Origin of the sequence: Pseudonocardia hierapolitana (assembly GCF_007994075.1) — a bacterium.
Lineage (GTDB): Bacteria > Actinomycetota > Actinomycetes > Mycobacteriales > Pseudonocardiaceae > Pseudonocardia > Pseudonocardia hierapolitana.
The window spans coordinates 3,248,422-3,268,155 of the sequence record NZ_VIWU01000001.1 but is presented as its reverse complement, the minus strand read 5'-3'; the positions used below and the strand labels follow the sequence as shown (position 1 = coordinate 3,268,155).

16 protein-coding genes (1 of these 16 only partly in view) are annotated in these 19,734 nt (G+C 72.2%); 8 read left to right on the top strand and 8 right to left on the bottom strand.

Annotated elements, in window-relative coordinates; all coding sequences use genetic code 11:
- Positions 1-8: 8 nt before the first annotated feature.
- The 4 genes from FHX44_RS15590 to FHX44_RS15575 form a co-directional block, all read right to left on the bottom strand.
- Positions 9-566, bottom strand: a complete 558-nt coding sequence (locus FHX44_RS15590) for a winged helix-turn-helix transcriptional regulator (protein WP_212612498.1) — start codon at positions 564-566, stop codon at positions 9-11.
- Positions 567-719: 153 nt separating this feature from the next.
- Positions 720-1,313: a sugar O-acetyltransferase gene (locus FHX44_RS43850; protein ID WP_281287895.1), complete on the bottom strand. Its 594-nt coding sequence runs from the start codon at positions 1,311-1,313 to the stop codon at positions 720-722.
- A 52-nt stretch (positions 1,314-1,365) separates the two neighbouring features.
- Positions 1,366-1,725, bottom strand: a complete 360-nt coding sequence (locus tag FHX44_RS15580) for a cyclophilin-like fold protein (protein ID WP_212612497.1) — start codon at positions 1,723-1,725, stop codon at positions 1,366-1,368.
- A 202-nt stretch (positions 1,726-1,927) separates the two neighbouring features.
- Positions 1,928-2,947 carry a zinc-dependent alcohol dehydrogenase family protein gene (locus FHX44_RS15575; protein WP_212612496.1) on the bottom strand — a complete coding sequence of 340 codons (1,020 nt, stop codon included), beginning with the start codon at positions 2,945-2,947 and terminating at the stop codon, positions 1,928-1,930.
- 162 nt (positions 2,948-3,109) lie between these two features.
- On the opposite strand from FHX44_RS15575, the gene FHX44_RS15570 reads away from it, so the two are divergent.
- Both FHX44_RS15570 and FHX44_RS15565 read left to right on the top strand, forming a co-directional pair.
- Positions 3,110-4,018 carry a helix-turn-helix transcriptional regulator gene (locus tag FHX44_RS15570; protein WP_212612495.1) on the top strand — a complete coding sequence of 303 codons (909 nt, stop codon included), beginning with the start codon at positions 3,110-3,112 and terminating at the stop codon, positions 4,016-4,018.
- A gap of 11 nt (positions 4,019-4,029) precedes the next feature.
- On the top strand, positions 4,030-4,443 hold the full coding sequence (locus FHX44_RS15565) for a (R)-mandelonitrile lyase (RefSeq protein ID WP_147256459.1): 414 nt from the start codon (positions 4,030-4,032) through the stop codon (positions 4,441-4,443).
- A gap of 84 nt (positions 4,444-4,527) precedes the next feature.
- On the opposite strand, the gene FHX44_RS15560 is transcribed toward FHX44_RS15565, so the two are convergent.
- Positions 4,528-5,166, bottom strand: a complete 639-nt coding sequence (locus tag FHX44_RS15560; protein ID WP_147256458.1) for a TetR/AcrR family transcriptional regulator — start codon at positions 5,164-5,166, stop codon at positions 4,528-4,530.
- 134 nt (positions 5,167-5,300) lie between these two features.
- Here FHX44_RS15560 and FHX44_RS15555 point away from each other — a divergent pair, with 134 nt between their 5' ends.
- Positions 5,301-6,248 (top strand): alpha/beta hydrolase, encoded by a 948-nt coding sequence (locus FHX44_RS15555; RefSeq protein ID WP_147256457.1) that lies wholly within the window; start codon positions 5,301-5,303, stop codon positions 6,246-6,248.
- A gap of 36 nt (positions 6,249-6,284) precedes the next feature.
- Here the strand turns inward: FHX44_RS15555 and FHX44_RS15550 are convergent, their stop codons facing one another.
- Positions 6,285-7,718: an amidohydrolase family protein gene (locus tag FHX44_RS15550; protein WP_246170398.1), complete on the bottom strand. Its 1,434-nt coding sequence runs from the start codon at positions 7,716-7,718 to the stop codon at positions 6,285-6,287.
- Between the two features lie 85 nt (positions 7,719-7,803).
- Here FHX44_RS15550 and FHX44_RS43845 point away from each other — a divergent pair, with 85 nt between their 5' ends.
- The gene (locus FHX44_RS43845; RefSeq protein WP_281287894.1) at positions 7,804-7,935 is read left to right on the top strand and encodes a hypothetical protein; all 132 of its coding nucleotides are present in this window, start codon (positions 7,804-7,806) and stop codon (positions 7,933-7,935) included.
- Positions 7,936-7,962: 27 nt separating this feature from the next.
- Here the strand turns inward: FHX44_RS43845 and FHX44_RS15545 are convergent, their stop codons facing one another.
- Positions 7,963-8,655 (bottom strand): molybdopterin-dependent oxidoreductase, encoded by a 693-nt coding sequence (locus FHX44_RS15545; protein ID WP_147256456.1) that lies wholly within the window; start codon positions 8,653-8,655, stop codon positions 7,963-7,965.
- 116 nt (positions 8,656-8,771) lie between these two features.
- Positions 8,772-9,380: a TetR/AcrR family transcriptional regulator gene (locus tag FHX44_RS15540; protein WP_147256455.1), complete on the bottom strand. Its 609-nt coding sequence runs from the start codon at positions 9,378-9,380 to the stop codon at positions 8,772-8,774.
- Between the two features lie 54 nt (positions 9,381-9,434).
- Here FHX44_RS15540 and FHX44_RS15535 point away from each other — a divergent pair, with 54 nt between their 5' ends.
- The 4 genes from FHX44_RS15535 to FHX44_RS15520 all read left to right on the top strand — a co-directional run.
- Positions 9,435-9,905, top strand: a complete 471-nt coding sequence (locus tag FHX44_RS15535) for a pyridoxamine 5'-phosphate oxidase family protein (protein ID WP_147256454.1) — start codon at positions 9,435-9,437, stop codon at positions 9,903-9,905.
- Positions 9,905-10,555 (top strand): DsbA family oxidoreductase, encoded by a 651-nt coding sequence (locus tag FHX44_RS15530; RefSeq protein WP_147256453.1) that lies wholly within the window; start codon positions 9,905-9,907, stop codon positions 10,553-10,555. The genes FHX44_RS15535 and FHX44_RS15530 overlap by 1 nt, the downstream gene beginning before the upstream one ends.
- The gene (locus tag FHX44_RS15525) at positions 10,552-11,229 is read left to right on the top strand and encodes an MBL fold metallo-hydrolase (RefSeq protein WP_147256452.1); all 678 of its coding nucleotides are present in this window, start codon (positions 10,552-10,554) and stop codon (positions 11,227-11,229) included. The genes FHX44_RS15530 and FHX44_RS15525 overlap by 4 nt, the downstream gene beginning before the upstream one ends.
- A 627-nt stretch (positions 11,230-11,856) precedes the next feature.
- Positions 11,857-19,734: the 5' end (the start) of a preprotein translocase subunit SecA gene (locus FHX44_RS15520; RefSeq protein ID WP_147256451.1), read on the top strand. 19,719 nt of this gene lie beyond the right edge of the window; the window shows 7,878 of its 27,597 coding nt (coding positions 1-7,878); it begins with the start codon at positions 11,857-11,859; its stop codon lies beyond the right edge, outside the window.

The following is a 19,734-nucleotide window of genomic DNA, read 5'->3' as shown; positions in this document are numbered from 1 at the left end:
TCAGTCACTCACGACAGGCGCGCGGCGTCGAGGGCTTCGCGTTCCTCGGCGCTGCGGAGCCGGACCTGCACGTCGCCCGGTTGAGCCTCGCCTTGACACCCGCCGCACCAGAAGCGGTGTTCGACCTCGGTGTCGCAGGTGTCGTGCACGAAGCGGACCGGGCCCGCACCGATCCACCTGTCGCTCCACCGCGCGAGGGCTACGACGACCGGCTTGAGCGTCATGCCCATGGCGGTCAACACGTACTCGTGTGAGCCCGGCGGGACGTGGAGGATTCCTGCCTCCACGAGCGCGGACAGCCGCTTCGTGAGGATGTTGGGTGCGATCGCCAGACTGGCCTGGAACTGCGAGAAACGGGTGCTGTCGGCGAACATCGCCTCACGCAGGATGAGCAGTGTCCATCGTTCGCCGACGAGTTCGAGGGCCCGTGCGACCGAGCAGTCCTCGGTTTCGTAGAGACGGCCCAGCATGGCGCGGTCACCAACTTTCATCACGAAAGCCTCGAGCCACGGTAGCAGAGGTCTGCAGTGCACATGGCCGACCAACGGGTCGATCAAGGTCTGCATGGGCGAGGGCGGGCGAACGGGGTCATGCCGAGACGGCGCAGCCGGACTCAATACTTCGGGCCTCCTCCCGGGCGGCTGGTCGATCGCCGACCTACTGCGGACCGAGTTGCCCTGGGGATGGCCTGCCTGTGCCGGCGCAGCAGAAGCGCGGGCTCAGCTCGGAGAGGCGTCGAAGCCCGTCGCCCGGATGAGCTTGGCCGGAACGCCTCCGACGATCGCGTTGGCCGGTACGTCTCTGGTCACGACCGAGCCAGCGCCGACGATCGCGCCGTCGCCGATCGTCACGCCGGGGACGATCGTCACTCCTGCGCCGAGCCACACCTTGCGACCGATCGTCACCGGCGATGGGATCGTGTCGTCCCGCCGGTCGGGGTCGATGCCGTGGTTGAGGGTCGTCAGGGTGCTGCCGTGGCCGATGAGGGAGCCGTCCCCGATCGTGATGCCCCCGGTGTCCTGGAAGCGACATCCGACGTTGATGAAGACGTCCTTGCCGAGGGTCAGGTTCTTACCGAACTCGCTGTAGAACGGCGGGAACACGGCGACCGAGTCGTCGACCGGCTTGCCGGTCAGGTCGGCGAGCAGCTCCCGCACTTCCTCGGGCGTGCGGTATCCGGTGTTGATCTGGGCGACGATCCGCAGCGCGTCCTGCGCTGCGCCGTGCATGAACAGGTGGTGCTTCGAGCCGCCTTCGATCAGCGCGCCGCGGTTCACGTGGTCGAGGAAGTCCTGCAGCTCCGGAGCGGGCACGTTGTCACTGGGCGCAGCGGGCGCTCCCGGTCCGCGTCGCCCGCCGCGCCGGTCATTCACCGGACGCCTCGATGGTCGCCGTGACAGAGCCGTTCATGGCGGAGATCTGCTGCGCGGCGGTCTCGTCGAGTCGGCCCAGGATCACGATGCCGGGGTAGTAGGCCTGGTCGCCGTAGTACAGGACCAGGTCGTTGCCGGGGGCGTAGTAGCCGAGATCTCCGACGTCGGGGTCGGCGCCCTCGGGTTGACCGTCCAGGGAGAGCGGTGACGGCAGGGCTCCGGTCTTCTCGACCCCGCCGTGGTCGGTCATGTCGACGGTCACGGGTAGTTGGGCGACCAGATCCCTGGCCGCGGCGCTGTCGGAGAGCGTGGCGTGGAAGCGCTGCTCACCGATGGTGATGTCGATTCTCAAGCGATCGTCCTGCGGGCTCTCGGAGGTCGGCGTCGGGTCGTGCGGATCGGTGGGGCCGGTCGTCGAGGACGCACCTGTCGGGGCCCGGCCGGCGTCGGTCCCGGTGTCGTCGCACCCGGCGCCGGCGAGGCCGAGGAGTGCGGACAATGCCGTGGCGAGAAGCGAGCGGGACACGGGTATCGAGGGCATCGCTCTCCGGACGTCAGGGGGTGAGCAGCACCTTCGTGGCGGTGCGCTGGTCCATCGCTCGGTAGCCCTTCGCCGCCTCGTCCAGCGGGAGGGTGAGGTCGAAGACCTTGCCGGGGTCGATCTTGCGGTCCCAGATGAGCTGGACCAGCCCGGGCAGGTACTGCCGGACGGGGGCGGGGCCGCCGTGGATGTGGACACCGGCCATGAACAGGTCGTCGCCGGGGATCGCGACGTCGTGGGAGACGCCGACGAAGCCGACGTGCCCGCCCGGCCGGGTGGAGCGGATCGCCTGCATCATGGCCTCTTGGGTGCCGACGGCCTCGATGACCGAGTGGGCGCCGAGCCCGCCGGTGAGCTCCTTGACCCTGGCGACGCCGTCGTCGCCGCGCTCCTCGACGATGTCGGTGGCGCCGAACTCGCGGGCCAGCGCCTGGCGGTCTGCGTGGCGGCTGAACGCGATGATGCGCTCGGCGCCGAGCTGCTTCGCGGCGAGGACGCCGAGGAGTCCGACGGCGCCGTCACCGACGACCGCGACGGTCTTGCCGGGGCCGGCCTCAGCGGCCTCGGCGGCGAACCAACCGGTGCCGAGCACGTCGGAGGCCGCCATCAGGGAGGGGATGAGATCGGGTTCGGGCATGCCCGGGGTGGCGACGAGGGTGCCGTCGGCGAGCGGGATGCGGGCCAGCTCCGACTGGGTGCCGATGGTCCCCATCAGCACCCGGTGCACGCAGTAGGCCTGGTACCCGGCCTGGCAGATCTCGCAGCTGTTGTCGGAGGCCCAGAAGGATCCGACGACGAAGTCGCCGACCTTGATGTTGCGGACCTCGGAGCCGACATCCTCGACCACGCCGACGTACTCGTGTCCCATGACCTGGTCCTCGACCGGCTCGGCGCCCCGGTAGGGCCACAGGTCGCTGCCGCAGATGCAGGTCGCCGACAGGCGGATGATCGCGTCTGTCGGCTCGATGATCTTCGGGTCCTCGCGGTCCTCGACCCGGACGTCACCGGGTCCGTGCATGACGACCTGACGCATTGGGTGCGCTCCTGTTCGTAGTACTCGTCCGCGGGGCGGTCGTCCCCGCCGCATCGAGTGAACGCGCCACCGACAGTGGGAGGAAGCCACTGTCGATGGGTGCACTGACAGGGAACCCTTCGCCGCTCGGATCGCGGCTCGCTGCGGCCTACCGTCGAGGGCGTGGACAACCGCCATGGCGTTCGCCGGGAGGTGCGTGAGTTCCTCAGCACCCGCCGCGCCCGCATCACCCCGGACCGGGCCGGGCTTCCGACCACCGGGAGCCGACGAGTCCCGGGACTGCGGCGCAGTGAGGTCGCGACCCTCGCAGGTCTCAGCGTCGAGTACTACGCCCGCCTCGAGCGGGGCCAGATCGCCGGCGCTTCATCCGGCGTCCTGGAAGCGCTCGCCAGGGCGCTGCAGCTCGACGACACCGAACGCGCCCACCTCTTCGACCTCGCCCGCACCGCCGATGGCATCCCGACCTCGGGCCGCGCCAGGCGCCGCGCCCCGGCCAAGGCCGCCTCCCGGCCGAGCCTGCAGTGGGCGTTGGAGGCCATCACCGACGGCGTCGCGTTCGTCCGGGACCCGCGCCAGAACCTCCTCGCCACCAACGCCCTCGGCCGAGCGTTCTACTCGCCCGTCCTCGGCGATGGTGGTCGCACGCCGAACCTGGCCCGGTTCCAGTTCCTCGATCCTGCCTCGCGCGACTTCTACCCGGATTGGGATCTGTTCGCCGAGATGTGCGTCGGCGTCATGCGAGCCGAGGCCGGACGTGATCCGCACGACCGCGGTCTGCAAGACCTCGTCGGCGAGCTCTCCACCCGCAGCGAGACGTTCAGGCGACTCTGGGCCGACCACGATGTCCGTACCCACGGCACCGGCACCAAGAGGTTCCGCCACCCCGTCGTCGGCGAGCTCACCCTCGCCTACGAGGAGCTCGCCATCACCGCCGAACCCGGCCTCGTGCTCCTCGTCTACACAGCCGAACCCGGATGCCCGTCCGCCGAGCGGCTCGGTCTCCTCGCGTCGTGGGCCGCGCCGGCCGAGACAGCCACGACCCCCGAGAGCATCACGCAGAACGACGACTAGAAGGAACCCTCGTGCAGATCACGCGCAGCTCCGTGGACACCGCCAAGGGTGCCGCTGACTGGTTCACCGGAGACGTCTACATCGACGCTGTGGCTGCAGCACCGCCGCCTTCTCGCGTCACCGCCAACCTGGTGCACTTCATGCCCGGCGCCCGCACCCATTGGCACCGCCACCCGCTCGGCCAGACCGTCTTCGTCACCGAGGGCGTAGGCCTGTGCCAGCGCCGCGGAGGGCCTGTGGAGGTCATCCGCCCGGGGGACCGCGTCCTCTTCGAGGCCGACGAGGAGCACTGGCACGGTGCGGCACCCAACCGGCTCATGGTCCACCTCGCGATCAACGAAGGCGACGATCAGCACGACGTCGTGCACTGGCTCCAGCCGGTCACCGACGAGGAGTACACCGCAGCCCCGCCCCTCACGGTCTGAGCGCGTCCACCTCCACACCGCGCCCTCATCTCATCACCCTGTCCGACGCGTCCCGCCAGCGCCGCGGTCAGGGCACAACTGGGCTCAATGAGATGTGGTGGCCGATCGCCCCGGCCCGGAAGGCGCCGTCCTCGCCCGCTGCAGTCCATCGAGGACCTGGTCGAGCGCGTCTTCGAGGTAGTTGATCCGCTCGGTTGCCATGAGCATCGAAGTGCCGCCCGTGACGGCCGTGAGTACGGCCGTTGCGGCCTTGTCGACGTCGGTGTCGGGGTCGATCTGGCCGGAACGGTGGAGTGCTTCCACGCCTGCGCGCAGGAAGCCGTACCACCGGTCGTAGAGGTCGGTGATGATCTCTTCCGTCGCCGGGTCGGCCTTGCCCAGCTGGCCGGTGAGCGCTGCGAGTGGGCAACGACGGCCTTGGGCTGCGTACTTGGCGATGACGCGTTGTTGCCACGCGCGCCAGCTCTCCCAGTCGGCGAGGTGCCCGAGCATCGGTTGTTGGTCCTGCAGCACTTGGTCGGCCTCGTGTCGGGCTACTGCGAGCAGCAGGTCGGCCTTGCCGTCGGGGAAGTAGTGGAAGAGCTGGCTCTTGCTCGTGGACGTGGCCGCGCGGATGTCGTCGAGGCCGACGTTGGCGACGCCGCGCTCGCGGATCAGCTGTGCCGCGCCCTCGATGATGCGCTGCTTGGTGGCCGTTCCCTTCGCGGTCAGCACCCGTTCCATGGTGCCGAGCGTACTGGACTTGACAGTCCAGCACAGACCGATAGCCTTCTCTGGACTCTACGGTCCAGTTCGTGCGGAGCTGCCGCTCACGTAGTCGTTCCGGTGGACCTGCTGGAAGAACGAGAGGATGCGCAATGGCGCTCGACGAAGCGACCACGGCCTTCTTGGGTCGGATGGCGAGCAGTGGCGGTGAGCCCCTGCACGAGATGTCCCCGGTGGAGGCCCGTGTCCTCGGCGCGGCCCTCAGGGAGATGTACGGGCCGGGCCCGGAGGTGGGCAGCATCACCGAGGACACGGTGCCGGTGGACGGCGGGCAGATCACGGTCCGGATCTTCACGCCGCGGGAACCGGCCCGGGCGCTGATCGTCTACTACCACGGCGGTGGCTGGGTGGTCGGCACCCTCGACGACTTCGACCCGCTCGCTCGCGAGCTGGCGGACCGCGCCCGGGCCGCGGTGGTACTCGTGGACTACCGGCTCGCCCCCGAGCACCGCTTCCCGACGGCGCTGGATGACGCATGGGCCGCGCTGCGCTGGGTGGACGAGCGGCGGGAGCAGATCGCGGGCGGGCCGGTGCCGCTGGTCGTCGCGGGCGACAGCGCCGGCGGGAACCTGGCCGCGGTCGTCGCGCAGCGTGCGAAGGCGGCGGACGGTCCGGACCTCGCCCTTCAGGTGCTGGTCTACCCGGTCACCGACGCCGATTTCGAAACCGCGAGCTACCTCGACCCCCAGAACCAGCTCATGATCGACCGCGAGGCCATGATCTGGTTCTGGGACCACTACGCTCCCGACTTAGGCGATCGCAGGCATCCCGAGCTCTCACCGCTGGGCGCCTCCGACCTGTCCGACCTGCCTCCGGCCGTGGTGCTCACGGCAGAGCACGACGTCGTGCGCGACGAGGGCGAGGCCTACGCCGACCGCCTGGCGCGAGCCGGCGTGCCGGTGCACCTCCGTCGATGGCCCGGGCAGATGCACGGCTTCTTCCAGATGGTGAACCTGCTGCCCGGCGCAGTCGACGGCGTCGCCCACGTGGCCGCGGAGATCGACCGGCAGCTCACGGCCGATGTGGGTGCAGCCGTATAGGTTGCCCACCTCACGGGTGCTGTCCTCCCCGGTCCTTCACGGCCCGGACGGCCTGCTCGTGGAACTCCCGGGCCATCGGCTCGATCGCCGCCCAGGCCCCCGGGGAGTTCCGGGGAGCGCCCGCCCGGCGTCGCGGGCCCGGCCGAGGATGCGATCGGCGGCGGCGTCGGCCTGTCCGGTCAGCGCGGTGAGGTCCGTGCCGGTCAGCACGCCGTCGCGCTTGACGATCCGGCCGTCGACGAGCACGGTCCGCACGTCGGCGGCCGTGGTCTGGAAGACCAGCGTCGCGTACGGGTCCACGCGGGGGTGCTGCTCGATCGCGGGGCCGCCGACCAGGATCAGGTCGGCGCGCTTGCCGGGGGTCAACGAGCCGATCCGGTCACCGAGGCCGAGCGCGTCTGCGGCGTTGACGGTGCTCCAGTCCAGCGCCTCCCGGGCGGTGAACGACACCGCGTCGGGCATCGCCCCCGCGGTGTTGACGGGGAGATCGGCATCGGAGCGGGCGTAACCGAGGCCGAACCGCAGCTCGTGCCACAGGTCCCCGCTGCCCAGCGAGATGACGTCGGCGGACAGCGTCGGCCGCACCCCGTGCCGGCGGCAACGCGCGAAGACGGGGCGGCCGAACCCCATGTTGAGCTCGGTCTCGACGGAGATGGACACCTTCCCGCCGGAGCGGGCCACCGCCTCCCACTCCGCGTCGCCGAAGGCGGTGCAGTGCACGTGGACCATGTCCGGTCCGAGCAGGCCGAGCGCATCCATCTCGGTGATCCCGGTGGTGAGGACGCTGCCGAACACGCACCCGGCGTGGTTGACGAGCAGGGCGTTCCGCTCACGGGCGGCGGCCAGCTCCGCGACCGTGTGGTCCCAGGGCAGGCCGAAGATCTCCGACAGCGAGACGCCGAGGGTGAGCAGTCCGTCGGAGGCGAAGTAGGTGTCCGCGATGCGGTGGTAGTCCGCGACGCGGGCCGCGTGGTCGCCGAACCGGGTCGCCTCCGGCGAGCTCTCGAAGAAGCCGTAGCAGAACGCCGCTCGGATCCCGGCCTCCTGCAGCCCGCGCACCGCGCCGTCGGCGTGGTCGGGGGTGTTGTTGCAGTGCGAGAAGTCGAGCAGTGTCGTCACCCCGGCGTTCAGCGCGTCGACCGCGCCGAAGAAGTTGCCGAGCCGCACGTCGTCCGGCGTGAAGGCGGGGGAGATGCCCAGGCGGATGCCGAAGTAGTAGTCGCCGAGGGTCCAGTCGCCGCAGATCCCGCGGACCAGGGACTGCCAGGTGTGGCGGTGCGTGTCGATCAGGCCCGGCAGCACGAGGTGCCCGGTGGCGTCCACGACCTCGGCGTCGGTCACCGGGAGGGACGGGGCCACCGCCGTGATCACCCCGTCCTCGATCAGCACGTCGCCTGCCGGAAGATCTCCGAGAGCGGGGTCCATCGTCAGGACGTGACCGTTGCGGACCACGGTGCGGTGTGGGCTCATGGTGTCCTCCGGAGCGTCGTCGCTTGCGGGGAGCATGGCCCGGCCGACGCGCCGGATCATGTGCCGAACCGGTTGCGATCCGGGCGTGCGTCGGCCCGTCGTGGCGATCGCGACGCGGCCGCGCGATCGCCGCGACGCCGTTGCGGCGTTCCGCACCGCGGTGCTCGCGAGTGCGGAGGTCGAACGGCTGGCCCCCGACATCCGCGGGCCTCGATGACGGGCGCACACGACCGCCGGTGTTGCTCTACGTCGCCTTCCGGGCCGATCGGCGGTTCAGCCACAGGATCGGCGGGATCAGGGCCCGGCCGATGAGGCGGTACAGCCGCGCGTTCATGTAGGGGTCTCGCTCCTCGAGGGCCACCCGAGCGCGCTGGTGTTCGCCGAGCAGCCGTCCCGGTTTCGGGAACGTGCGCGTGACCTCGAGTTCGGTGAGGTGCTTGATGTTCTTGTAGCCGTACTGGCCAGGGCTCACGAGGCGCAGCGGGGCGCCGTGCAGGCCGTCCAGTGGGCGGCCGTCGAGCTCGTCGGCGAGCATCACGTCGTCGGCGAGCGCGTCGCGCAGGTCGATGACGGCCTGCACGCCGTCCGCGCCGCGGGCGATGACGGCGACGGCGTCGGCAGCGGGTCGGCACCGTGGGACGAGCACCTGTTCCCAGAACTGCCGGAACGAGACCCCTGACCAACGCAGGTCGGTGGCCGTCCAGGTGGCGACGCAGTGGAAGTCGGCGACCTGGCTGACGCGGGGGAGCGTCCGGATCAGCTCGCCGAGTGGGAGTCGCAGCTCGTGCTCGACCCCACCGGTGACGGCGAGGATCGGGTCGTCCGGCACCGGGGGTGGCACGAGAAAGGGCAGGCCGAAGCGGGGGAAATCGCGTCGACGGCGCTGTCCGGGCGGCAAGGCGCGACGAAGGACCGACCGGTTGCTCGATGTCGCCATGCCGGCAAGGTTCGGACGGCTGCCGAATCCAGACCTCCCGACGGCGGGGGAATCAGCTCCCCCGCAAGGGGGAGATCCGGACTTCCGGTGTTCGCCTGGCCGGAAGGAGCGCGGCGTCACGGCTCCTCGGCCCGGGACGTGCCCAGGGCGAGGCTGCGGACGAGGCGCGTCATCGCCTTCGTGAGGTCGGCGAGCTGGTGGTTCTCGTCGTGGCGCCAGTGGCGGACCTGCTCGGCCGTGAGCGCGGCGAGCAGCACGTCGGCGCGCAGGTCCGGGTCGGGGGTCCCGGCCTCGGCGAACAGGATCCGGCAGTGCAGCCGCCAGAGCCGGTGCGAGCCCGTGCGCAACCGGGCTCCGGGGCTGGCGGTCTGGGAGAGCGCGACGACGTCGAGGTGCGCGTCGACGTAGTCGAGGTAGGCGGCCGTGAACGCGGCGAGCCGATCGACGGCGGGCGCGCCGGGCCCCAACGGAGGCGGGCCGCTGAGCAGCTGCTGCTGCAGATGGGTCTCTCGCTCGTCGAGCAGCGCTGCGGCCAGCCCCGACTTGTCGCCGAACCGCCGGTACAGCGTGCCCTTGCCCACGCCGGCGGCGGCGGCGACGTCGTCCATGCTCACCCCCGCGACGCCGCGTGCCGCGAACAGGTCGGCCGCTGCGGCGAGCACCTTGCGCCGGTTGCGCACCGCGTCGGCCCGCTCCTTGGGGGCGCTACCGGCCAGCAGGTCCATCGCCAGGACTCTAGCGTTGACGTAACCGGACCGCAGTCCGTATCGTCTCGGCACATGGGTCTGACGACGGAAGAGGGACTTCGCCTCGTGCGTACGTACGGCGCCGCGGAGCACTGGCTCGCGGTGCTGGTGACGAGCGGCCGCGACGCGCCCTCGGTCAGCCTGGTCAACGCCGGAGTGCTGCCGCACCCGGTGACCGGCGCGCAGACGGTCGCGTTCGTCGCCCGCGACGCCACCGCCAAGCTCAGGAACCTGCGCACGGACCCGCGCGCCACGCTCGTGTTCCGGTCGGGTTGGGAATGGGTGGCCGTCCGCGGCCCGGTCGAGCTGGCCGGGCCGGACGATCCGCAGGCCGGGGTCGACCTGCGGCAGCTGTTGCGCGACATCTACGTCGCCGCCGGGGGCGAGCATCCCGATCTCGACGAGTACGACCGCGCGATGGCCGCCGAGCGGCGCACCGCGGTGCTGCTGAAGCCGGCGCGGTTCACGAGCAACCCGCCCGGCACCGAGCACGAGGAGAACTGATGGCCACCATCGAGGTGTGGTCCGACCTGTTGTGCCCGTTCGCGTACGTCGGGCTGCTGCGGTTGCGCCGCGCCCGCGAGCGGCTCGGGCTCGACGTGCGGATCGAGCACCACACGTTCCCGTTGGAGCTGTTCGACGGCCCGCATCCGCGCCGGGGCACCGACACCGAGGCCGTCGGGCTGGGGCAGGTCGAGCCCGAGGCGGGGTTCCGGGTGTGGACCGCCGCGGACGACCTCTACCCGCACACCGTGCTGCTCGCCGCCGAGGCCGTGCACGCCGCGAGCGCGCAGAGCCTCACCGCGGGGGAGGAGCTCGATCTCGCCCTGCGCAGGGCGTTCTGGACGGAGTCGCGCTCGATCAGCCACCGGCAGGTGATCCTCGACGTCGCCGCCGGGACCACGCATGTCGACGTCGGCGAGCTGACGACGGCGCTCGACGACGGGCGGCATCGCAAACAGGTCATGGCCGACTTCGCCGTCGCGTGCTCGGACGCCATCCCCGCCAGTCCGACGTTCCGCCTGCCGGACGGCAGCACGGTCACCAACCCGGGCATCGAGGTGCACTGGGAGGGGCCGTTCGCCCAGGGCTTCCCGGTCGTGGACGCCCACGACGCAGGCGTCTACGACGAGCTGCTCCGGCGCGCGGGATGACCCTGCGCAGGCTGGTCGTCGGGGTGCTGCAGACCAACTGCTGGATCGTCACCGACGGCGCCGAGGCGCTCGTCGTCGACCCCGGCGACCAGCCGGAGCGGATCCTCGCCGCGACCGCGGACCTGCACGTGTCGGCCATCCTGCTCACCCACGCGCACTTCGACCACGTGCTGGCGGTGCCCGAGCTGGTCGACGCGTGGGCCGTGCCCGTGCTGGCTCATACCGCCGAGTCGCCGGTGTGGCCGCACGAGCTGGCCACCGTCCGGCGCGACGGGCACTGGGACGCCGGTACCGCCACGGTCCGGTTGCTCGCCGCCGACCCTTCGCAGCTCGCGCCGCCGGATCGGCTGTGGGACGGCGCCTTCACGCCGGTGGAGGACCTCCAGGAGATCCATATCGGAGCGCTCACCGCCCGGGTGCTGCACACACCCGGCCACACACCCGGCGGGATCAGCCTCCTCGTCGACGGCCACCTGCTGAGCGGCGACACCCTCTTTCCCGGCGGCCCCGGACTCACCGGTCCACCGCTCTCCGACTTTCCCACGATCATCGACTCGGTGCGCAGGCTTCTCGAACTCCCCGACGGGACCCGGATACATCCCGGCCACGGCCTCGACACCACCGTCGCGACCGAGCGCCCCCACGTACACGAATGGATTGCGCGAGGCTGGTGACACAGCTCGCGCGCCAGATCACCAACGGTCGACGCTGAGGTCGGCGGCCCCCATTTTCTCCGGCGTTCTCCGGGACCGCGAACGGAACAGCGATCCACGCAGGAAGTGGGATCGATCCACGTTCGGCACCGCTCCTGCCGTGAACGGGTTTCCACCGGAGTGGGTCCGGCCTCCGATGACCCGCAGCGTGCGTGCCGCAACTCGATGGTCGTGGAACAACTGCGCCTCGGCGTACCCGCCGCACTGCGGTCCGCAGGGCCGCCGGGCGAACGCCCACTTCCCGGCTCCAGCCCCCGGGCGGCGGCGTGTGGCGAGCGTCGACCGGATCACCGGAAGTTCACCCAGGCGTCGCTCGATGGGCAACGTTCCGGTTGCCTGCCGTACGACTGCCCCCGGCAATCTCGTCGCTGCCCCACTCGGAGGCAGATCGTCGCTGACGTGTCGCGACGGGAAGCCCCGGGAGCGGCGTGATGAACGGTCCGGGCTGCCCGGCGGGTCGCTTGCCCCAGGCGCGACTCGCAGCGAGGCCCTTGACCTCGTTCGTCCGTGTGCCGGTTCGCGGCCGCGTGTCCTTCTGGTTGTGCCTTCCTCTCCCGCGTGCAGCGGGGAACCTCTGGAGCGTCCGTCATGGGTCAGGTGTCAGTGCGTACGGGTGGGGCCGTCGGCCTCGCCCTGCGTCCTGACGTCGTCGCCGTGCGGTTGCGGTTCTCGCCGATGGACCGGATGTTGCAGGCGGTGCGGTGGGCGTGCGCGCTCGCCGGCGCCGTCGTGGTGCTGTGGATCGGAGCGGCGTTCCTGACGGCGGCCCCGGCCGCCGCGGCGGTCGCCGTTCCGGTGATGCACGTTGCGGCCGTCAAGCAGGGCCTGGTGAAGGGAGGGAGCATCAGGCCCGCAGGCGGTGGAGAGAGTGGAGATGGTGAATCCGGCTCCGACGGCGGTGACTCCGATTCTTCCGGGGACGACGGTTCCGACGACCGCGAGTCGGGCGGGGACGACGACAAGAAGTCCGACAAGGGCGAGAAGAAGTCGGACAAGGACGAGAAGAAGTCCGAGAAGTCCGAGAGGAAGTCCGAGAAGTCGGAGAAGAAGTCGGACGAGGAGAAGTCCGGCGAGAAGAAAACCAAGAAGGAGCGCGAGGAGTCCGACGAGTCGGGCGAGAGCAAGAAGTCCGACAAGCGGGACCGCGAAGAGGGCGAGCGCGAGAAGGATCGCGACGAGCGCCGTGCATCGGGCCGCGAGCAAGACCGCGGGGACGATCGCGATCCCGAGAAGCGTGACGGCGAGAAGCGTGACGCCGGGCGCGAGTCGAACGACGAGCGCGAGGAGAACGGCCAGGACGCCGACGGTGCGGACGATCGGCGGAGCGCCGAGCGATCCGGGAGCCGGAACGCGGACGAGTCCGCCGACGATCGCGGCCACGAGCGTGACGCCGCTGAATCCGGCGGCGACGGCGAGAGCATCCGGGACCGCGTACGGGAGATCGTCCGCGAACGGCTGGGCGAGGACGCCGACGAGCAGAGGCGGAGCGAGCGGGCCCGCGAAGGCGATGACGACGACGCCGACGGGCGGTCCCACGACGAGGACACGAGCGCCGCGGACCGCGAGCGCGCCGATGACGACCGGGATGCGCGCCGGTCCGTGGAAGAACCGACCGAGCGGGCCGACGAGGCCGGTTCGGATGGACACGGGGGCGAGCGCACGCGCCGGTCGCCGCGCGAGGCCGATGCCGCGTCGGGACGCGACGACGAGGACGGGAACGCCCGCACCGATCTCCGGCGCGTCACCGACGAGCTGTCCGAGCGGGTCGACGAAGCCGACTCCGAGGACCGTGACAGCGACTCCGGAGCGGAGTTCACGAAGCTGATCGACCGCGTCGCCGGCTCGGGCCGTGCCGACCGGGAACGTGCCGACCGGGGACGTGCCGACGAAGGTCGTGCCGACGAACGCCGCGGCGACCGGGCCGAGAACACGCGGCGCCTCGTGCGGGAGTTCGTCGAGAAGGTGCGCTCGGGAGACCGGGCCGACGGTGAGGCTCGTGGTTCCCGGGACGATGACGAGAAGTCCGAGAAGCGCGGGAAGGCCGGCGCGTGGGCGGAGCTCGCGAAGGATCTCGCCGAGAAGGTCGGCTCGCGGGACGAGGACGACGACGATGCGCGGGACCTGCGGCGTGCCGGCGAGGAGCGGATCGAGTCGGCGGGCGACGACGACGGCAAGAAGGATGCGCGGAAGCTCGTCGAGCGGGCGTCGAAGCCGGCGCGTGACGCTGCCGACGCCGACGATGTCGGCCGCGAGGCGCGAGGCCTGGTGCGCGACGCCGTGCGGTACGCCGTCGATCGGGCGGGTGTCTCGGAGGACGACGCCGAGCGGGTGGAGAAGGCGCTCGGTCGCGGCGACGACGAGTCCGATGCCGAGGACGGGGAGGCGACCGCCGAGCTGTTCGCGGCCGGCACGGACGCAGAGGACCGCGACCAGCTGTGCGGCGGCGACGGCTGCTCGGGCGAGATGTCGCTGCTGTCGTCACGGGAGTTCTCCGACGCGCGCTCGCGTGCCCCGCCGCGTGACGGGGACGACGAGGACCGCGACGAGGACGAGGACGAGCGGGACCACGACGACTCGGCCGAGCAGACCGAGCGGGTGATCGAGGGCCGGATCGAGGTCGACAAGAGCGAGAAGAAGCTCCAGCAGACGAAGAAGGACGTCGCGTCGGGCAAGGCCACCAAGGCCGAGTACGACAAGCAGGCCGCCGAGCACTCGGAGCTGGAGCAGCGGTACGGGGCGGACCGGGCGGAGCTGTCGGAGGATCGCGCCGAGCTGGTCGACGAGGTCGTCGACGGGCACGAGGAGCTGGACGAGCGCGAGAAGCAGCTGGCGGCGGAGGAGAAGAAGGTCGCAGGCGGCGCGGTGACCGCGGCCGCGCACAAGAAGAACGTCAAGGCGTACGAGAAGCAGCGTGACGAGGTCTACGAGGCCACCGACGAGCTGATGGACGCCACCGACAGGGACCCGGACGCGGTGTCCGAGGACGACCTGGACGGCGAGGGCGCGGCCGCCGGGTGTGGTTCGGACGGGGCGTTCGTGGAGTGCGGGTCGGTGAGCGAGTCCGCCGACGGCGAGCGCGACTCCGATCGGGAGATCTGCCTGTCCGGGGTGTCCTCGGGGTGTGGTGCGTCCTCGGAATCGGGTGGTTCCAGGGCCGAGGCGTCCTGTGACGATTCCGGTTGCGGGAGTAGCGCGTCCAGCCGCGGTGCCGACGGGGAGTCACGTGCGTCGGCGCGATGCGGCGGCGGTTCGAGCGGGTGCGAGCAGCGGAGCGTCGCGACACCGGACGGTGCGACGGCGGAGTGCGACACCGGCGGTGGGTCGTGCGAGAGCGGCAGCTCCGGGTCGCGCTCCGATCGCGAGCCCGCCGAGGACGGTGCGCGGCTGACGAGCACCACGACCGAGGGCCATGGGGCCGGGAGCGGGTCGGCGCGGTGCGGGGGCGCATCCGGGTGCGGCACGTCGAGCTCGGTGGACCTGGACGGCTCGGACGAGGTCGTCGCCGAGGCCGAGGTCGACTGCGGCCGTAGCTGCACCGGCTCGGCGAGCAGCAGCACGGACGCCGGTCGCACGGCGGGCACCGACGCGAAGACCGCGGACCGCACGGCGGGGTCGGCGACGAACGGCAAGGCCGCGTGCACGGTCTCCGCTGGCGGGTGCGCGACGCGCAGCGAGTCCCGCGCGGACGACGAGGATGACTCGCGCGGTGCCGAGGGCAGCAGCGATGCGGTGGTCGAGGTCGACTGCGGCGACGGTTGCTCCGGCTCGGGCACGGTGAGCACCGCGGGCACCGGGAGCGGGGTGCGGGCCGGTGCGGAGCGGAAGAGCACCGGGCAGGCCTCGTGCGAGTCGGCGGGCAGTGGTTGCCAGGCCCACAGCAGCACCGATGTGGACAGCCAGGTCGACGAGCAGGACTCCTGGACCGGCCGCCTCGCCGGTGGGACGGTCCGGCCGGCGGCGCTGACCGACGGCGACGCGACCGCGTCGAGCTCGGCCGGGGCGAACGTGGACTGCAACGGCGCGACCTGCAGCGGGAAGGCGTCGAGCGCCACCACCGGCACGGCGACCGGAACGCCGGCCACCAGGGACGCGGCGGCTCCGGTGCGCACCACGAAGGCCTCCTCGACGTGCGAGGCGAAGGCCGGCGGGTGCGGCGTCGAGTCGAGCTCGCAGGTGTCGGACCGGGCGGCCGAGCCGTCCTGGGACGAGCAGCCGACCGCCGCGGCGATCGGCGAGTCGCAGGCCACCCGGGAGCAGGCCGCGTCCAGCACCGCCGGCAGCGAGGTCGGGTGTGCGGCCGCCACGTGTGTGGCGTCGGGGTCGAGCACGACGTCGGGTGGCGCCTCCGGTGATGTGAAAGGCGTGCGGGACAGCACCGGCACCTCGTCCTGCACCGTGCACGGCGCGGGCGGCAGCTGCGGCAGTGCGGCGGACACGACGGTGGCCGATCGTGATCCGGCCGATGCCGATCCGGCGTCGGGGGTGGCGGCGGTGTCGGGTCCGGTGAGCGTGTCGCACGCGACCGCGTCGGTGGAGTGCTCCGGTGCGGCGACCGAGTGCGGTGGCACCGCGACCGGTTCGACGAGCGCCCGGGACACGGGGGTGTCGCCGCACGCGCGGGGTACGTCGGCCACGAGCGAGTGCACGGTGACCGGTGGTGGCTGCTCGGGGGAGACGAGCTCGGCCGCGTCGAGTGCCGCCGACTACGTGGCGATCGACCCGAACACCGGGAAGCCGCTGCCGGGCCAGTCGCTGTCGGGGCCGTCCTCGACCTCGTCGTCGAGCGCGAGCCTGGCCTGTGACGCGGGAACGGCCTGCTCCGGTTCGGTGCGCACCACCACCAGCGCGTGGGACGGCGCGGTGGCGGGCGGGAAGCCGCGGACCTCGGAGGGCATCGCGTCCTGCACCGGTGGCACGGGTGGCTGCGAGGTGCGGTCGGTGTCGACGGCGTCCACGGGTCCGGGTGCGGCGCTGGCGCTGTCCGGCCCCCGGGCCGAGGGGCAGGCGCAGCAGGTCAACACCGCGCGGATGCCGGCGGGTCCGTCGGCGGCCTCGGCGGCGGGTGCGGTGCTGGTCTGTGAGGGCCAGGCGGCCTGCACGGGCAAGGTCACCAGCGCGGCGTCCGCGACCGACCCGAGTGTGTCGGCCGACCCGCGCGGCTCGCGGTCCGAGGGATCGTGTGAGGGCGTGTCGGGTGGGGTGTGCCAGGCGGTCACCAACTCGGGTGCCTCCTCGGGCCCGGATGCGAACGTGATCGCGCCGCTGGTGCAGGCCCGGTCCACGGCGAACGCCACGGTCACGTCGGAGACCACCGGTGAGCAGGCGCCTGCCGAGCAGTCGCAGGAGCAGCCGGCGGTGCCGCCCGCGCCGACGGCGCCGGGATCGAGCGCGAACTCGGGTGCTCCGACGGTTCCGGGCGCCTCGAGCTGGACGATGGTCGCCGCCACGCTGGACTGCGCGGGAAGCACCGCGTGCACCGGCACGGTCCGCAGCTCGGCAGCGGGCAGCGACGGCCCCACCACCCCGAACCAGGGCAACGGGGCCCGCGGCCCACCGGAGGGCGTCTCCACCAGCAGCGCCACCTGCACCAGCGGCCGGTCGGGCTGCCAGGCGCAGACCAACTCCAGTGCGGGATCCGGCCAGGTCGTGGCCGACATCGTCGCGGAGCAGCAGAACGACGCAGCGAAGCAGGCTGAGCAGCAGGCCGTCGAGGCCGAGCAGCTCGCCGCGGAGGCTGCCAGGGTCGCCGCCCGGAAGGGTGCGACCGCAGCACAACAGAAGACCGCCGCCGACGCCGCGAAGGTCGCGGCCGAGGCGCGCAAGGCGGCGACCGAGGCCGCCGAGCTGGCCGCGAAGCCGGTGGCGGACGCGCCCGCAGCCCTGTCGCAGTCGTCGGCGATGGCGGAGTGCACCGGACCGGGCTGCACCGCGGCCACAACCGGGGCCACGTCGGGGGTGCCGGGCGAGTCGACCACGACCGCGACCTGCACCGCCGCGGCATCCGGTTGCGTGGCCGCCAGCGAGGCCACCACCACGACCGGACGCGACTCCGGCCAGGTCACCGGCGACGGCGAGGACGCGAAGGCCGTCCCCGGGATCTCCGGGAGTGGACAGGCCACCTCGCAGATCGTCTGCCCCGAGGCCGGCTGCACCGGGTCCGTGACCGGCACCTCCAGGGCCGTCGCCGGACCGGAGGGGCAACGGGCCGTCAGCACGGCGACCGGCGACACCCGCTGCGACGGCACCACGGCGTGCCAGGCGCAGATCAGCATCGGGACCACCGTCTCCGCGTCGCCCGCGGACGCCACACCGGACGAGCGGTTCGCGAGCACCAGCGCGTGGGTCTCGGTCGCCTGCGACAACGGCAGCGAGACCGGCTGCGCCACCCGCGTGTCCTCCGACTCCAGCGCGGTGGGCGCGGACGGGGTCCGTGCCTCCGCCACCGCGACCTGCGCCGCCTCCGGCACGTGCACCGCGGGCACCGGCGGCTCGGCCGCGAAGGACTTCGCCGAGGTCACCGCCAGCTGCGCCGGCACCGGCTGCACGACGCACACCGAGGGCCGCGCCGCGGCCGCCTCGCCGCACGGGACGAACACGGCCGTGTCCCGTTCCGACTGCACGGCCGCGGCGGGAGGGGAGTGCGCGAGCTCGAGCCGGGTCGCGGCGAGCGCCGAGTACGCCCTCGCCGGCGCCGGCTGCGCGGCCACCGATGGGGGCAGCTGCTCCTTCTCGTTCCGCGCCGAGAGCAGGGCGAGCGGCCCCGGTGTCCACGCCGAGGGTGTCGCGGGTGGTCACGGCACCACCGGGACCGGCGAGGCGCTGACGAGCGCGTTGGTCGACCCTGCGGACGGTGTGGCGCAGGCGTCCGCGTCCTGCTCCGGGAGTGGCGTCGCCTGCTCCTTCTCGTTCCGCGCCGAGAGCAGGGCGAGCGGCCCCGGTGTCCACGCCGAGGGTGTCGCGGCTGGTCACGGCACCATCGGGTCGGGCCAGGCTCTGACCAGCGCATCGGTCGACCCTGCGAACGGTGTGGCGCAGGCGTCCGCGTCCTGCTCCGGCACCGGCGTCACCTGCTCCTTCTCCTACCGCGCCGAGAGTCACGCGAGCGCCCCCGGTGCCACCGCCGACGCGGTCGGGTTCGGCAGCGGTGGGCTGGGGGGCGGGTACGTCGCCACGAGCGCGTCGGCCGAGAGCAAGGACGGGTTCGCACAGGCCTCCGCGTCCTGCCAGGGCAGCTCGGGCACCGATTGCAGCCACCACTGGAGCGTGAGAGTCTCGGACTACGCCTCGCACCCGTCGGGGTCGTGGGCCTACGCCCGCGCCAGCGACTCCGGTGGCGGTGCGATGGGCGCGAGCGGCGGCTGGGTGTTCGCCGACGCCAGCATCGACCAGTACGGCAACCCGAGCACCAGCGTCGCCTGCTCGAACGACGCGCACTGCAGCAAGTACTACGCGGCGCACATCGAGTTCGACATCAGCTGGACGCAGCAGCAGACGTGGGAGGACCCCGGCGGCATCTGGAACGCCCGCCGCTTCGGCGACTGCTCCGGCTCCACCGGCAACGGCTGCGGGCTCTACCGCAGCGGCAACGACGTCGGCTGCACCGGTGACTGCTCGAACTTCCGCCAGTCGATGTCCACCCCGGTGTTCACCCAGCTCGTGCCGTCCGGCAAGGAGATCTGGCAGGCGCAGCAGGACGCCGCGACCCTCACCGCCGACGAGGTCGCGGCGATGGGCCCGGAGGAGACGGGGTCGTTCTCCGGGGTCGACGAGAACGGCAACCGGATCATGGTCGTCAAGGACCGCGGGGAGGAGGCCCGGACCTGCGACGCGGCCTGCATCGACGCCCTGCCGGTCGGCCCGGACGGAACCAGGACGTTCGGGGACGCGGGCGGCGCACAGGCCACCTGGACGCCGGACGCAGCCGATTCGCGCACCACCTACGGCGCGTCCGTGACGGTGAGCCCGACCGACTCGCGCCGCCACGAGGTCAGCGGCGAGTACTCGGCGCAGATCAGCCAGGACGCCGAGGGCGACACCCAGGTGTGGATGGGCGGACGGGGACGCGTCACCGACGGCCGCACCGGGGCGAGCGCCGACGTCAACCCCACCAACAGCCAGGGCGTCACCACGCTGCGGATCGTCGACCGGCCGCGCGCGCCGTTCGACGGCGAGGTGTTCGGCGGCGTCGTCTACCGCGGGCCCGAGATCGACCTGCCGCCCGTCGTCACCGACCACAACCCGGACGCACCCGGGTTCGACGAGCTGACCAGCAACGCGGCGTGGGTCAAGTTCGGTGCCACCGAGGCGGGCCAGGCCACGTTCCGGATCGCGGGCACCGGGAGGAGCACGTTCGTCTCGGCCGAGGGCGTGGTGGTCAACGCCTACGGCGACGGGGCGAACTTCGAGGACGGCCCGGGCAACAACGTCTCGCTGATCACGCCCACGTACGGCCCGGACGACCGCGTG